Origin of the sequence: Haloarcula montana (assembly GCF_035666295.1) — an archaeon.
GTDB lineage: Archaea > Halobacteriota > Halobacteria > Halobacteriales > Haloarculaceae > Haloarcula > Haloarcula montana.
Window position 1 is genome coordinate 420,275 of the sequence record NZ_CP142027.1, and the last position, 12,603, is coordinate 432,877.

General features: G+C 64.3%; 19 protein-coding genes. 7 read left to right on the top strand and 12 right to left on the bottom strand.

Going from position 1 to position 12,603, the window contains the following annotated elements:
- Nucleotides 1-9 precede the first annotated feature (9 nt).
- Together VJ109_RS02180 and VJ109_RS02185 are read left to right on the top strand one after the other, a co-directional pair.
- Entirely contained in the window at nt 10-726 is a 717-nt protein-coding gene (locus VJ109_RS02180; protein ID WP_324758674.1) for an NAD(+)/NADH kinase, read from the top strand.
- Nucleotides 727-786: 60 nt separating this feature from the next.
- Nucleotides 787-1,248: a DUF7313 family protein gene (locus VJ109_RS02185; protein ID WP_324758675.1), complete on the top strand. Its 462-nt coding sequence runs from the start codon at nt 787-789 to the stop codon at nt 1,246-1,248.
- 235 nt (nt 1,249-1,483) lie between these two features.
- Here the strand turns inward: VJ109_RS02185 and VJ109_RS02190 are convergent, their stop codons facing one another.
- The 8 genes from VJ109_RS02190 to VJ109_RS02225 form a co-directional block, all read right to left on the bottom strand.
- Nucleotides 1,484-1,753 (bottom strand): DUF7314 family protein, encoded by a 270-nt coding sequence (locus VJ109_RS02190; protein ID WP_324758677.1) that lies wholly within the window; start codon nt 1,751-1,753, stop codon nt 1,484-1,486.
- Complete coding sequence (locus tag VJ109_RS02195) at nt 1,746-2,051, bottom strand: DUF7315 family membrane protein (RefSeq protein WP_276220647.1); 306 nt, start codon at nt 2,049-2,051, stop codon at nt 1,746-1,748. The genes VJ109_RS02190 and VJ109_RS02195 overlap by 8 nt, the downstream gene beginning before the upstream one ends.
- 85 nt (nt 2,052-2,136) lie before the next feature.
- On the bottom strand, nt 2,137-2,913 hold the full coding sequence (locus tag VJ109_RS02200) for a cytochrome b family protein (protein WP_324758680.1): 777 nt from the start codon (nt 2,911-2,913) through the stop codon (nt 2,137-2,139).
- Nucleotides 2,914-2,917: 4 nt separating this feature from the next.
- Nucleotides 2,918-3,721 carry a cytochrome b gene (locus VJ109_RS02205; RefSeq protein ID WP_324758682.1) on the bottom strand — a complete coding sequence of 268 codons (804 nt, stop codon included), beginning with the start codon at nt 3,719-3,721 and terminating at the stop codon, nt 2,918-2,920.
- 2 nt (nt 3,722-3,723) lie between these two features.
- Nucleotides 3,724-4,587: a ubiquinol-cytochrome c reductase iron-sulfur subunit gene (locus VJ109_RS02210; protein WP_324758683.1), complete on the bottom strand. Its 864-nt coding sequence runs from the start codon at nt 4,585-4,587 to the stop codon at nt 3,724-3,726.
- A gap of 1 nt (nt 4,588) precedes the next feature.
- A complete protein-coding gene (locus VJ109_RS02215) occupies nt 4,589-5,008 on the bottom strand; it encodes a DUF7318 family protein (protein WP_324758685.1) in 420 nt (139 codons plus the stop codon).
- The gene (locus VJ109_RS02220; protein WP_324758687.1) at nt 5,008-5,667 is read right to left on the bottom strand and encodes a halocyanin domain-containing protein; all 660 of its coding nucleotides are present in this window, start codon (nt 5,665-5,667) and stop codon (nt 5,008-5,010) included. The genes VJ109_RS02215 and VJ109_RS02220 overlap by 1 nt, the downstream gene beginning before the upstream one ends.
- Before the next feature lie 60 nt (nt 5,668-5,727).
- A complete protein-coding gene (locus tag VJ109_RS02225; RefSeq protein WP_434737267.1) occupies nt 5,728-6,603 on the bottom strand; it encodes a DUF7319 domain-containing protein in 876 nt (291 codons plus the stop codon).
- Nucleotides 6,604-6,690: 87 nt separating this feature from the next.
- Here VJ109_RS02225 and VJ109_RS02230 point away from each other — a divergent pair, with 87 nt between their 5' ends.
- Nucleotides 6,691-7,173, top strand: coding sequence for a DUF7321 family protein (locus tag VJ109_RS02230; RefSeq protein WP_324758689.1), 483 nt, complete (start codon nt 6,691-6,693; stop codon nt 7,171-7,173).
- 52 nt (nt 7,174-7,225) lie between these two features.
- On the opposite strand, the gene nth is transcribed toward VJ109_RS02230, so the two are convergent.
- Entirely contained in the window at nt 7,226-7,909 is a 684-nt protein-coding gene (gene nth / locus VJ109_RS02235) for an endonuclease III (RefSeq protein ID WP_324758691.1), read from the bottom strand.
- A 130-nt stretch (nt 7,910-8,039) separates the two neighbouring features.
- Between nth and VJ109_RS02240 the strand changes: the two genes are divergently transcribed.
- Nucleotides 8,040-8,567 (top strand): GNAT family N-acetyltransferase, encoded by a 528-nt coding sequence (locus VJ109_RS02240; protein WP_324758693.1) that lies wholly within the window; start codon nt 8,040-8,042, stop codon nt 8,565-8,567.
- Between the two features lie 3 nt (nt 8,568-8,570).
- Here VJ109_RS02240 and VJ109_RS02245 read toward each other — a convergent pair whose 3' ends face one another.
- A complete protein-coding gene (locus VJ109_RS02245; RefSeq protein ID WP_324758695.1) occupies nt 8,571-9,026 on the bottom strand; it encodes a peroxiredoxin family protein in 456 nt (151 codons plus the stop codon).
- Between VJ109_RS02245 and VJ109_RS02250 the strand changes: the two genes are divergently transcribed.
- Nucleotides 9,025-9,150, top strand: coding sequence for a hypothetical protein (locus VJ109_RS02250; protein WP_324758697.1), 126 nt, complete (start codon nt 9,025-9,027; stop codon nt 9,148-9,150). The genes VJ109_RS02245 and VJ109_RS02250 overlap by 2 nt on opposite strands.
- On the opposite strand, the gene VJ109_RS02255 is transcribed toward VJ109_RS02250, so the two are convergent.
- The gene (locus tag VJ109_RS02255; protein WP_324758699.1) at nt 9,137-9,421 is read right to left on the bottom strand and encodes a hypothetical protein; all 285 of its coding nucleotides are present in this window, start codon (nt 9,419-9,421) and stop codon (nt 9,137-9,139) included. The genes VJ109_RS02250 and VJ109_RS02255 overlap by 14 nt on opposite strands.
- Before the next feature lie 48 nt (nt 9,422-9,469).
- Nucleotides 9,470-9,994 carry a DoxX family protein gene (locus VJ109_RS02260; protein WP_324758700.1) on the bottom strand — a complete coding sequence of 175 codons (525 nt, stop codon included), beginning with the start codon at nt 9,992-9,994 and terminating at the stop codon, nt 9,470-9,472.
- Between the two features lie 219 nt (nt 9,995-10,213).
- On the opposite strand from VJ109_RS02260, the gene VJ109_RS02265 reads away from it, so the two are divergent.
- Nucleotides 10,214-11,674 carry an RtcB family protein gene (locus VJ109_RS02265; protein ID WP_324758702.1) on the top strand — a complete coding sequence of 487 codons (1,461 nt, stop codon included), beginning with the start codon at nt 10,214-10,216 and terminating at the stop codon, nt 11,672-11,674.
- 116 nt (nt 11,675-11,790) lie between these two features.
- Nucleotides 11,791-12,603, top strand: a complete 813-nt coding sequence (locus VJ109_RS02270; RefSeq protein ID WP_324758704.1) for an RIO1 family regulatory kinase/ATPase domain-containing protein — start codon at nt 11,791-11,793, stop codon at nt 12,601-12,603.

Here is a 12,603-nt window from a genome sequence, read left to right on the forward strand (position 1 = left end):
CAGCCGGTGATGAGCACCCGTTCCGTCGGCGTTGTCGGTGACGAGTCCGTCGCCGAACTGCTCAGAGACGACGACTGGACAGTCGAGTGGCGGACCGACGGGTCAGTCCCCGAGACCGATTTCGTCCTCGCTGTCGGCCAGCCGGCGTTCGCGTCGGTCGCCCGTTCGGCCACAGACTCCGTGGTTCTCCCGGTCGACGCCGGACGGGGTGTACGGAGTGTCCCGCGGGACTCGGTCCGGAAAGCGGTGGGGTCCCTAGCGGACGCCAGGACCGAACGGCACCACACGCTGTCTGTCGTTCGTGGCGACGAGCGCGTCGGGGAAGCCGTCTGGGACGTGACACTCGTCACCGAAGACGCGGCGCGTATCTCCGAGTTCGGCGTCGAGACCCCGACGGATACGATCGACGCGTTCCGTGCCGACGGAACCGTCGTCGCGACCACCGCCGGCTCGTCGGGATACGCCCGACGGGCCGGTGGCCCGGTCCTCTCCCCGTCGCCTATCGTCGCCGTCGCTCCGATCGCACCGTTCGCGACGAACCCCGAGCACTGGGTCGTCCCGATCGAAGAACTGACGCTGACGGTCGAACGAGACGAAGCCACTGTCACGCTGTTGATCGACGACACGCCAACCGGAACTGTCGACAGAGGGGAACCCGTGACGCTGTCACGAGCCGGGACCGTTCGGGTCGCCGTCGTCGACGAGAGCCGGCCGCGGTTCACCTGAGGCCGGTCTCGCCGGCGCCGAGTGGAAAGACACTAATGGGATTCGGACTGAGACTCACGTATGCAGCCATCCGTCACGCTCTTCGGGCCACTCGACACCATCATGGGGAGTACAGCCCCCGGTGGCGTGCTCGTCATCGAGTACGTTATCATGGGACTGGTGATCGCTAACCTCGTGACGCGGCAACTGGCCCACAGACGACACACCAAGCAGTACGAGGACGGCGGCGCGGACGCGCTCGGCCGCCATCCGGCCCACACCGCGAGCAATGTCATCCTCATCCTCACCTCGTTTTACTACATGACCCTGGCACACCACGGTGGGATGGTCATGTCGATGCTCGTTCTCGGTGCAGTCATCACCGACTTCTTCGAGTTCGAGGCACGGAGGGTCGAAGCGCGCCGGGATGTCCCGCTCGAACGGCCGAAAGGATCGATCTTCGCGGCGATGCTCGTCCTGCTGTACGCCAGCTACCAGAGCCTTTTCTGGGTTATCGCCGGCCCTTGGGACTCCGTCGTCTAAACACGAACACGGTTTTTCCCGCACAGTCGCCGACGAGCGACAGGTTCGTCGACTCCACCCGAACGCTGTAAAACGTCGACGTACAGACGCCTCCACCGGTAGCAGAAAACGGTACGTAGTGTACTCAGACAGCTCTCCAGATGAGGCTCGCGTTGTCCCGCTGCTTTTCGGTATCGAAGAGCGAAACTGGCCTGTGGCCGGAGACGGATCGACTCTGAAAAAGTTGTGACGGCGATTAGGCCGACCGTTCGTCGAGATATTCGCGGAGTTCGTCGAAGGCAGGGATGAGGACCCAGAAAGTGAGCGCCCCGAGGATCGCGAACCAGAAGGACACATCGCCCAACATAAGCGCCGTCTGGTCGAAGACGGTCGGGTTCTCCAGGGTAACCTCGCCGGTGAGTTGTGCCCCTTCGAAACTCGGCGTCCGGTACCAGCCCGCGACGGTCATCCAGCCGAGGCCGCCGGTCATGAGGATAGCGAAGCCCTTGATGAATTCGTCAGCCATTATCAGATGGTTCGGCAGCGTCGTCTTTAGACTTTCCCATCTCCTCGGTCCGAAAGCGCGTCGAGAACGCGTAGACGACAGTCCCGGCGAGGATGAGACCGATCCCGGCGATGGCGACCGGGGCGTCGATCTCGGAGACCGGTGCCGACGCTCTGTTGGTCGCGACGTCGACGAGGATGAACCCACCGACGACCGAGAGGATCGCAAACAACGTCGAGAACACCGTGACGGTCTTGTAGACACGTACCGGGACGACGACGTCCCGTCGGCCGCTATCGCCGGACTGGTCGTTCGTCATCGGTCTATCTAGGGGCGGGAGTTACTTTACTGCGGCGAGACGGGAGCGGCCGTCGGCGACCCGACGGAACCGATAGAATCCGGAGTTACTTCGGCGGCCGCAACCGGTAGTACCGGCGGTTGAGATCGAACATGTACCCCTCCCGCATCGTCTTCAACACCGCGTAGGTGATCGTCGCACTGACGAACGGCAGCAGGAACGTCAGGTCGAACAGGAGATGGGAGTCGATCGGGAGGAGGTTCTTGATCGACAGCGCCGCGATGGTCAGGCTGAAGATGACGCCGGACATACCGACGGCGGCCCAGAACGGCTGCTCGACCGGCCGGCGTGCGGACCCCTTGTTGAGGAAGGGGACGATCGCGACGAACCCGACGACGGCGACGTTCGCCAGGACACCGTAGGTCCGGTCGGCCATGAGCTTCGATCCGCCGAGGATCGAGAGGTCGGGGTTCAGCGGCCCGAGTTTCAACAGCCCGAACGACCAGTAGAGATACCAGTCCGGCAGGATCGGCTGGGGCGTCACCCCGGAGTTCGCCGGGTTGGGCATCTCCGGCGGGAGCGCCGCCGAGACGAACAGGATCATCCCGACGAAGAAACTCGTCAGCGCGAGGTTGCGCATCATCTCGTGGGGCCAGGCCGGGAACGCGAGCACGTCACGCTCGACGTAGTCCGACTCCTGGCGCAGGTCCTGATCCTCGCGGCGGGCACGCTCGAAGTACTCGTAAGTCAGCCGGGAGAGTCCCTGGGTCCGGGTCTTCCGTTCGGACCACGTCGGGGTCTCGTCGTCCGGCGCGACGATGCCACCGCCCGAGCCGTCCGTGCGGACGTCCTCGGATTCCGTGTCTGTGTCGTTGTCGCTCATAGTATCAGTGTGGTTCCGCGATGCCTTGCATCCAGACGATGCCGATGTGGACGGCGATCACCGCCGTCGTGATGAACGGCAGGAAGAACACGTGCAGGATGTACATCCGTTGCAGTGTCGACTGCGAGAGCGTGAACCCGCCGAACATCAGCTGTGCGACCCACTCGCCGATCAGCGGGATCGACAGCGACATCTCGACGCCGATCTGGCCGGCCCAGTAGGACAGCTGGCTCCACGGGAGCAGGTACCCGGTGTACCCGAACACCAGCGTCAGCGAGATCAGCACGATCCCGATGAGCCAGTTCAGCTCACGCGGTTCCTTGTACGCGCCCGTGAAGTAGACACGGAGCATGTGCAGGAACACGGCGGCGACCATTACCTGTGCGGCCCAGCGGTGGACCGACCGCAGGAAGTAGCCGAGGTTGAGCTGGCCCATGATGAGCATCACCGAGTCGTACGCCACTGTCGGCGAGCCGTCCGCGGCAGCAGCCGCCGGCGCGTAGTAGAACCCGAGCAACGCGCCCGAGATCGCCGCGACGATGTACGCGACCGTCGAGAACGACCCCAACGCGTACAACGGGTACCAGTACCAGAACTTGTTATCGAGGTTGTACTGCTCGGTGTGGCTCTTGGGCATCTGCATGTTGACCTTGTAGTAGAGATCCTCCAGGATCTCCAGGTAGTCAACGACCCGGAGCCGTTTGTCGAGCCAGATGAGTGCGGTCAGATACACCGTCTCGATGGGCGAGAGGTCCCGCTTTTTCATCCAGCCTTTGTGGTCGTGTTCGTCTTTGCGTTCTAGGCTCATGGTTACTCAGTCTGTGGGGGCCGTGGTAGCGCCACGAACGTCGTCTGGACCGGACTGAACGGGTCGTAGACGGACTGGTGACAGCCACAGTAGATCTCGTTTGCGGCGCCGAAGTTCGCACTCCCCGCGTTCTTCTTGAATCCGGGCACGCAACAGAAGTGCGTACACTTGTTCAGCCACGCGATGAATCCCTGATCGGTAGCCGCCGAGATGAACGACTGGACGTTGCTCGGGAGCTCAGCGTACTCCCCCTCGCCGTTGGCCATCCGCTCGACCTCTACCGACCGGAGTATCTGGACCGGGATGGATGTCACGTCACCGTCAGAGCGCCAGGTCACACTGGCCGGTTTCCCGACGCCCGCGCGACCGATACCGTTGCCCCACTCCTGGTAGTCCGAAAACATGTCGACGGTCAGCGCGGTACCGGCTTCATACTCGCCCTGCCAGGAGAACGTTCCGGGGCTGTGCCGGAAGGCGTTGTCCTGGTCGGCCTGTGGGTAGATCCCTGCTGCGGTCTGCATCCCACAGTACTGGAACCACGCCGAGGAGTAGTCGATCCCGCTGCCGCCGAAATCACGAGTGATAGCGGCACCAGCGGCCTCATCGTACTCGGGCCAGACGCCGTTGATCTGGCCACCGTCGATCTCGATCGGAATAATCGGCATCCCACGTGGTGCGGGGCCGTCCGTGTTCTCGACTCCGACGAACTGTGTCGTCCCTCCGCCTTCACCGGCCGCGTCCGTGGTCGCGTCGACGGCGGCGAGCCCACCAGCACCGACGCTGGAGAGGGCTGCGCTGCCGACGACGCCTTTCACGAACCGACGGCGACCGGTTTCGGCGGGGTATTTGTCTTCGTCTAGTGGCATGTTACTTCTTGTAGTATGGATAGACTGCGCGTTTGATCGTGTCGACGAGCTGTTCCTCGTCGAGGGCCGTCGTCCCGTCGACGTCTTCCTGGCGGACGTAGAGGTCTTCCCACTTGCGGCGGCGCTTCTTGACGATCATCACGTCGGGGAGGAACTCCTTCCGATACAACAGCATGATAAACGCCAGATCCAGGAAGATGACCGTCAGGACGCCACCGAGGAACATGTTGGCCTCGATGAGCCTGACCGTCAGCGTCGTCCCGATACCGGACGCCCATCCGGCCAGCATTCCGTAGGTGAACAGCCCGACGAAAAACACCTGGATGACCGTCAGGAGGACGATCCCGACGGCCGCTGCGGTGCTCTCCCGAGGCGGTTCGTACCGGTGGATGTCACCGTAGGTGGAGCCTTCCGAGGCCATCAGTTGTTCCCTCCGCTGGTGTGTGGCGATTCACCGTATTTCAGCGTGAAGAAGGTGAACACGAGCGGGAGGAAGATGGCGAGTCCGGCACCGATCCCGACGAAGTGTGGCTGGATCGGGACGCCGGCGTAGTGAGGGTCGACTTCGACCGGACCGCCGCCACCGATCGTCTGTGTCGGGTAGTCGGACCCGACGGCGATGGCACCTTTCATCTGGAGCCCCTCGTGTGGGACACAGTAGTACGTGTAGATGCCGTCCTCGTCGAGTGTCACCTCGTAGTTGACGCCGCTCGAGGAGACGGCGCTCCCGGAATCGAGCGTCTCACCGTTGTCCTGGACGACGTTGTGACCGCCGCCTTCACCGGTCCACTCGAACTGGACGGTCGCGCCGTTGTCGACGTGGACCGCCGGCGGACCGAACCCGTACGCGCCGCCGTTGGCTTGGACACCAACCTCGACTGTTACCGTATCTTGCCCGGTTGCGTCGACGGTACTCGTCGGTCCGTCGAAGTTCCCGACTTGGTCGAGGTAGCCGCCGTAGTCCGGGACCGTCTGGCCACCGCCGCCGTCCTCCTGGGCGGCTGCCGAACCGGTGGCACTGAGGGCGGCCGCTGTCCCGGCGGCGCCCCCTGCGGTCCGGACGAACTCCCGTCTGTTCATGTACACGTGTGGCTCGGGACTGAGTTTGTATAAACCCACCGAATACACCCGCTTGCGGTGTCACGTCCCCGCTTCGTCGCTCGAATCCGTGCCGGCTCGATCCCCGTCATATTCGGGTTCGATCTCGGGAACGAACTCCGGGCGCTCCCCGTCCTCCAGGCCGATCGCTCGCAACCGGTCGCGGTACTCCTCAGCCCGGAACTTATCGGAAAGTCTGGCGTTGGCGACGGTGAAAAACAGGACGAGCGAGACGCCGACGAAGGCAAACCCCGCGACGAACAGCAACGCGATGCTGGTCCCGGCGTCGCCGACGATGCCCGCCGTCGCCAGGCCACCGCCCACGATGAGTGCGAGGCCGGCAAGCAGTTGCGCACCGGCGATGGCCTGGAGCATCCAGTTGCCCAGTTCGCCGCCGCCCTCGGGGACCGCTTCGGGTTCGGGCAACGGGTTCCGCGGAACCTCCTCGGGGACCTCGTAGGAGTCCATCGAGCACAGCGCGACGGTGGGTTTGACATCCCTGAGTACCGTCCCCTCGCCCTCGATACTGCCGTCGGGGTAGACGACAGCGTACCCCTCGTCGGAGTAGGCGAGGATGTGTGGCGGTTCGTGGTGGCGCTCGATACGGGCGAAGACGTCCCTGTTTGCGACCCGCGTGAGCAGGTCGCGTTCGACCCGGTCCAACAGTTCCTCGTCGGTGATCCAGGTCTCGGCGTCGAAGACGGCTTCCCACTCCTCGGCGGACATCTCGGCCATGTCGGCCGGGCCGAAGTCGTCGAAGTCGTACTTCTGTTCGACCTGTTCGCGGAGTTCGTCCATCTCCGCGTCCGTGGTATCGGCGTCAGGGTCCGAATCGGACTCGTCTACGGACTCGTCCGGAACGGAAACCGGCTCACCCACACCAGTGTCGTTGGAAGCGGTCGAATCCGGATCGGCCATTACACACAGGTAGGGTCCGCACGGTCTTACACTTTCTGACCTTCGCCATCCGGCACGTTTTAGCACACGCTGTTCTAACCCCCGATCATGGTCTCTGACGGGGTCATCGCCACGGTCGCCCTGGTGTCGGTGACACTGAGCTTCCCCTGTTTCGTCTACGGCGCCTACTACATCATCGAGACCGAGCCGGTCACCTGGGACGTGCTGATGCATCACCTGAAGTTCGTCGTCACCGGACTGGTGTTGACGACGGTCCCGATGCTCGGCTGGATGCTGCCCCGGCTCCCTGACCAACTCGGTGGGTTGTCGGCGGTCCACGCCTACCTCGGGCTCCAGGCCTACGCGCTGCTGGCCTTCGGCGGGACCGGGATCGTCCGCATCTTCCGGGCAAAACAGAGACACGATCTCTACAACGACTACGACGAGGACCTCTTGTTGGACGAAATCGGCGGCGATACGATGAGCCACTGGCGCTCTCGGCTCCGGATCGGCGTCTTCGGCTACGTCATCTTCTGGATGCTCGCCTACGTCGTCGGCCTCGCTCGGTACGTGCTCCGGTACGCGGTTTGAGCGATCCGATCCGAACAGCCGTCGATTCGCACGGTCTCTTGCCGACCCCCGATCACCAGGCCTCACCGCTGGCCAGATCGATCTCGCTGTCGCCTTGCTCGGAGGGACAGATGTCCGCGAGCACGCAGTCCGCACACGCCGCGCTGCGGGCGCCACAGACCGCCCGGCCGTGATCGATCAGGAGGTGGGTGAACTGCTGCCACTCCGATTCGGGAACGATATCCAGCAGGTCCTGCTCGATTGCTTCGGGCCGTTCGGTCTCGGTGAGCCCGAGGCGCCGCGAGAGGCGCTGAACGTGGGTATCGACGACGATCCCCTCGACGATGTCGTGTCCGTGCTGGAGGACGACGTTGGCCGTCTTGCGGCCCACACCGGGGAGGTCGGTCAGTGCCGACATCGTGTCGGGCACCTCGCCGTCGTGTTCCTCGACGATCGTCTCGCCGATTCCCTTGAGATAGCCGCCCTTGTTGTTGTGAAACGTGATCCCGTAGATGTCCTCGGCCAGTTGCTCCTCGCTGGCCTCGGCGTAGTCCTCCGGCGTCCGGTAGCTCTCGAAGAGATCCGCGGTCACCTCGTTGACCCGTTCGTCGGTACATTGTGCCGAGAGGACGACCGCGACCAGCAGTTCCAGCCGGTTCGAGTAGTTCAGCGAGATAGTCGAATCCGGGTATTCCTCGTGGAGCCGGTCGACGACTGCTTCGGCCTGTGCCTGGCGGCTCTCCAGCGGTGTTCCCATATACGCGTTCCGGGACCGGTCCGACTTTGGCCTGTCGTTCGTCACCCACTACGACCCCCGACCGTCGGTGACTGGTACCAGTTGTTATACCGGGAGAACGTTCATCCAGCAGTCGCTCGTCCGTTCGACTATGCCCGGTCCCACCTTCCTTGACGGCGACGAGGTATCGCTCGCGACGATCGAGGACGAGGACACCGAGTTCGTCCACGAGACGGTCAACGACCCCGCAGTCCGCGACGGACTCTCCTTCGCCCGGCCACAGAGCGAGCAGACCGAACGCGAGTGGATCGAATCGATCGGGGACCCGGAGACCGACGACGTCCACTTCCTGCTCTGTGTCGACGACCCCGTCGGCGTGATCGGGCTGAACCGGGTCGCGCCGACGACCGGCGCTGCCGAACTCGGATACTATCTGACACCCGAGGCGTGGGGGAACGGCTACGCGACCGACGCCGCACGGACCGTCGTTGACTACGCGTTCGCCGAACTCCGCCTCCACCGCGTCTATGCGCGGGCGTTCGCCGGAAACGATGGGTCCCGGCGAGTGCTGGAGAAGGTCGGCTTCGAACACGAAGGCGTCATGCGCGACCACTGGTTCCGCCAGGGCGAGTACGAGGACGTCCACATCTACGGCCTGCTGTCCGTCGACTGGGAGTAGGCGTCACAGCGTCGAGACGGCATCGAAGAGTGGATCGAGGTCGGGGGCCGTCCCCGTCCCGTCGTCGGCCCACGCGAACTGGACGCGACAGCGACCGTCGACGAGAAACGCCGCCCGTCGCGTCGTTCCATCGGGGCGCTGGACGCCGAACTGTGCGTCGACGCCGGCGTGATCGACCAACAGCGGGAACGGGAGACCGAGGTCCGCCGCGAACTCGCGGTGTGTCTCGATCCCGCCCGGGGCCACGCCGAAGACCGCGATCCCGTCGGTGAGCGTGTCCCAGTTCGCGTCCCGGAGCGCAGCCAGGTATCGCCGGCATCGGGGTGTGAAATCCTCGGCGTAGAACGCGACGACGACGGGCGCCTGTCCGGCAGCAGCGGAGAGTCGGTAGGCGCCCGTCTGTCCACCAGCGGTCCCCTGGAGGTCGAAGTCGGGCGCCGCGTCACCAGCGTCGAGCATGGACGAGAGGAGACACCCCTGGGAGAAGAACCTGGCCGTCGTGACAGTCCTCCCGCTCGTCGGCGTCGGCGGAACGGGGAAAATCAGGATGAGTCAGTCTCCGACACGGTTCAGTCGGCGGTGACTTCGCGGCCGGCCGTGGTTTCTTCGGGGACGGGCGTGACGAGTTTGTAGGCGGCGTAGACGCCCAGGACGGCGATACCGGCCAGGACGAGCCCGGTCCGGATCGTCGGGTCGATCATGGGGGTCGCGACGACTTCGCCCGCCTCGTTGGTGAGAGGGACCGGGCTGTAGGGTTGGCCGGCGAGGATCTCGACGATCCCGAGGACGACCACGCCCAGTAGCATCAGTCCGCCGCTCAGTGCCATTGCCGCTTTGTCGATGATGTCAGTCATTGGGAGTCTCCTTGGTTGGGTTGGGTTCGTGTTGTTCGTTCGTGTGGGTCAGCCCAGCAGGTACTTGAGCCGGGGGCGCTGTCGGACGAACTCCGTCTTTTCGATGATTGCGTCCAGCCCGTAGTACCGTCCGGTGCCCAGGACGATCATGGTGATGAACAGCAGCAGTCCCATGAAGTCGCTGTTGACCAGGCCGTTGCCGAAGCCGGCGTTGCCGATCCAGAACAGGATCATGAAGATGACCCCGCCGAAGGAGGCAAACCGCGTCAACACGCCGGCCATCAGCGCCAGCCCGATCAGCGTCTCGAAGAGGGGCACGCCCGGCGCGATCAACCACGCCAAGTTGTTCCCCATCCAGACGGGGATCGGCCCCAGTACGGTGCCGGTCATCTGCTGCATGTAGGCCGGCCCGTAGCCGTAAGCCAGCCCGTCCTCGATGAGCTTGGTCACACCTGCGTGGAAGAACCACCAGCCGGTCAACACGCGCAGCGTCGCCAGCCAGTAGGCGGTCCACGGGCCGTCGAGCTCTAACTCGAACGCCTCGTCCAGGGGGTTGCTTGCTTGGTAGGACATCAGTGTTCCCTCACATGTGTAGATCCGACTGAGAGGACCATATAAACAGCCCCACGTTCCCAACGACTGAAAACGGTTCTGAGGGGCTGAAAATGAGGAATTCTGTACGTTCGGTCGTATCGCGGTGTTCGGGGAGGTCTTTTTCCGTCCGTCGGAAGCGTGGCACGCACTCCCGGACGACCGTGACCTTCAACACCGCCAGTAGGCTAGCAGTCGATAATGACCCTCGAACTCGAAGGTGCCCACACCACGGCACGCGTGATGGTCGACGACGACTCCCTCGTGGAGGAGGGGTGTCTCGACCAGATCAAGACACTCATCGACCACCCAGCTTTCACCGAACCGGTCCGGGTGATGCCCGACACGCACTGGGGTGCCGGTGCACCGATCGGATTCACGATGCCGCTGGCCGACCGTGTCGTCCCGAATATCGTCGGTGTCGACGTGGGCTGTGGGATGTGTGCGACGAACCTGGGGCCGGAACTCCCGCTGGACGACGCCGAGCGCGAGCGCCGCGTGCGTGAGGCAGTTCCCATGGGGCGGTCGGTTCACGACTACGACGACGCCGTCCACTTCGTCGAGGAGTTTCCCTTCGACCGGGCCAACGACGTCTTCGAGCAGTTCGACGAAGCCTTCGCCGAGCGGTTCGGCGAACACGTCGACCCCATCGAGTTCGAGTTCGACGGCTACGACGGCGACTACTTCGAGGGGCTGTGTGACCGCGTGCTCGCGGCCCAGCGCCAGGGGATGGACCACATCATCAAGAGCGCCGGGACGCTCGGTGGCGGGAACCACTTCGTCGAGTTCGCCCGCGCCCGCGAGTCGGGCGACTACTGGCTCGTCATCCACAGCGGCTCGCGGTACCTCGGGAAGTCCGTCGCGGAGTACTGGCAGTCGACGGCGACCGACCGCCGGACCATCGGCGCACTCCGGGAGGAGATCCCCGAGGAGTACACCCAGTTCCTGAAGTTCGACCCCGACACCGTCGAGTCCCGCGACCTCTACGAGTGGGTCACCGGCGGCAAGGGCGAGTCCTACCTGGAGAAGGACCGCCTCCGGCGCGAACTCGACGGCTCTGAGATCGAGGAGGCTTTCGACAGGCTCGGACGGCTCCAGGACGCGATCCACAGCGACGACGGCGACCGGAACACCGATCTCGACTGGCTCGAAGGCCGGGAGGCCCACGGCTACTACGTCGACATGCTGTTCGCCCAGCAGTACGCCCGCTGGAACCGCGAACTGATGAGCGACGCCATCTGTGCGGCCATCGGCGTCGACCCCGTCAACCGCTTCCAGAGCGTGCACAACTACATCGATTTCAGGGACCTGACGATCAGGAAGGGGGCGACACCCGCCCGCGAGGGCCAGCGCTTGGTCATCCCGTTCAACATGGCCGAGGGGTCGGTCATCGCCCGCGGAAAGGGCAACGACGACTACCACCGGACCGCTCCCCACGGGGCCGGCCGCGTGATGAGCCGCACACAGGCCCACGATGTCGTCGATATGGACGAGTTCGCCGAGGCGATGGACGGCATCTACTCGGAGTCGGTCGTCGAGGCGGTCCGGGACGAGGCACCGATGGCCTACAAGGACGTCGACACCCTCCTGTCGGCGATCGAACCCACCGCCGAGATCGTCGAGTGGCTGGATGTCGTCCACAATCTCAAGGCGACATCGTAGGCTATCGTAGAATTTGAAAGCGTTTGGACGGTCGACCGGGCGGTCATCCGACGATATCTTTCAGATTCTACGATAGGGCACAAGCCCTATCCCCGGCCCAGACCTCTGTGCGGTCGATGGCGTTCCGGCGGTTCCTCCGGGGGACGGTCCCCTGGGACCAACTCGAAGGTGTGATTCGGGCAGTGATGGACCGGTACGAGGAGTCGTCGGCCCGCGTCGAGTTTCTGGAGGCGGACAACTGGCTCTCGACGCCGCTGGTCGTCAACGACCACTGGTTCGTGAAAGTGATCACCCAGCAGAACTCGCTGGTCCACGCGCTGCTGACGACGGGCCGGAACCTCGGTGCGTTCTCCTCGGGGACGGAAGGGTTCTTCGAGCATTTCGGGACCCCCTACGAGATGGCCGAGCACGAACTGGCGGCGACCGAGCGGATGCGCGAACTGGGCATCAACGCGCCGGAACCGGTCGAAGCCTTCGAGTACGAGGAGATGGGCGTGGTCGTCCTGGAATATCTCGCGGAGTTCGAGACGTTCGACGACCTCAGTTCCGAGACAGTTGCGGGCCACGCCCCGACGGTGTTCGAATTCCTCCACCGGATGCACGAGGACGGACTCGCACACGGGGACTTCCGGTGTGAGAACGTCCTGCTGGCCGACGGGGAGGTGTACTTCATCGACGCGACGAGCGTCCGCGAGGACGCTATTGCCGACGCGCGGGCCTACGACCTGGCGTGTGCGCTGGGCGCGCTCGAACCGATCGTCGGTGCCGACACGGCCGTCGACGCCGCGGCCCAGTACTACGATACGGGGGCGTTGCTCGCCGCCGAGGAGTTCCTCGACTTCGTCAACATCCGCCCGGACCACGACTTCGACGCCGGGGACCTCCGGGGTGCGGTCGAGAAACTCGCGAGCGGCGGTCCCCCCGAGTGA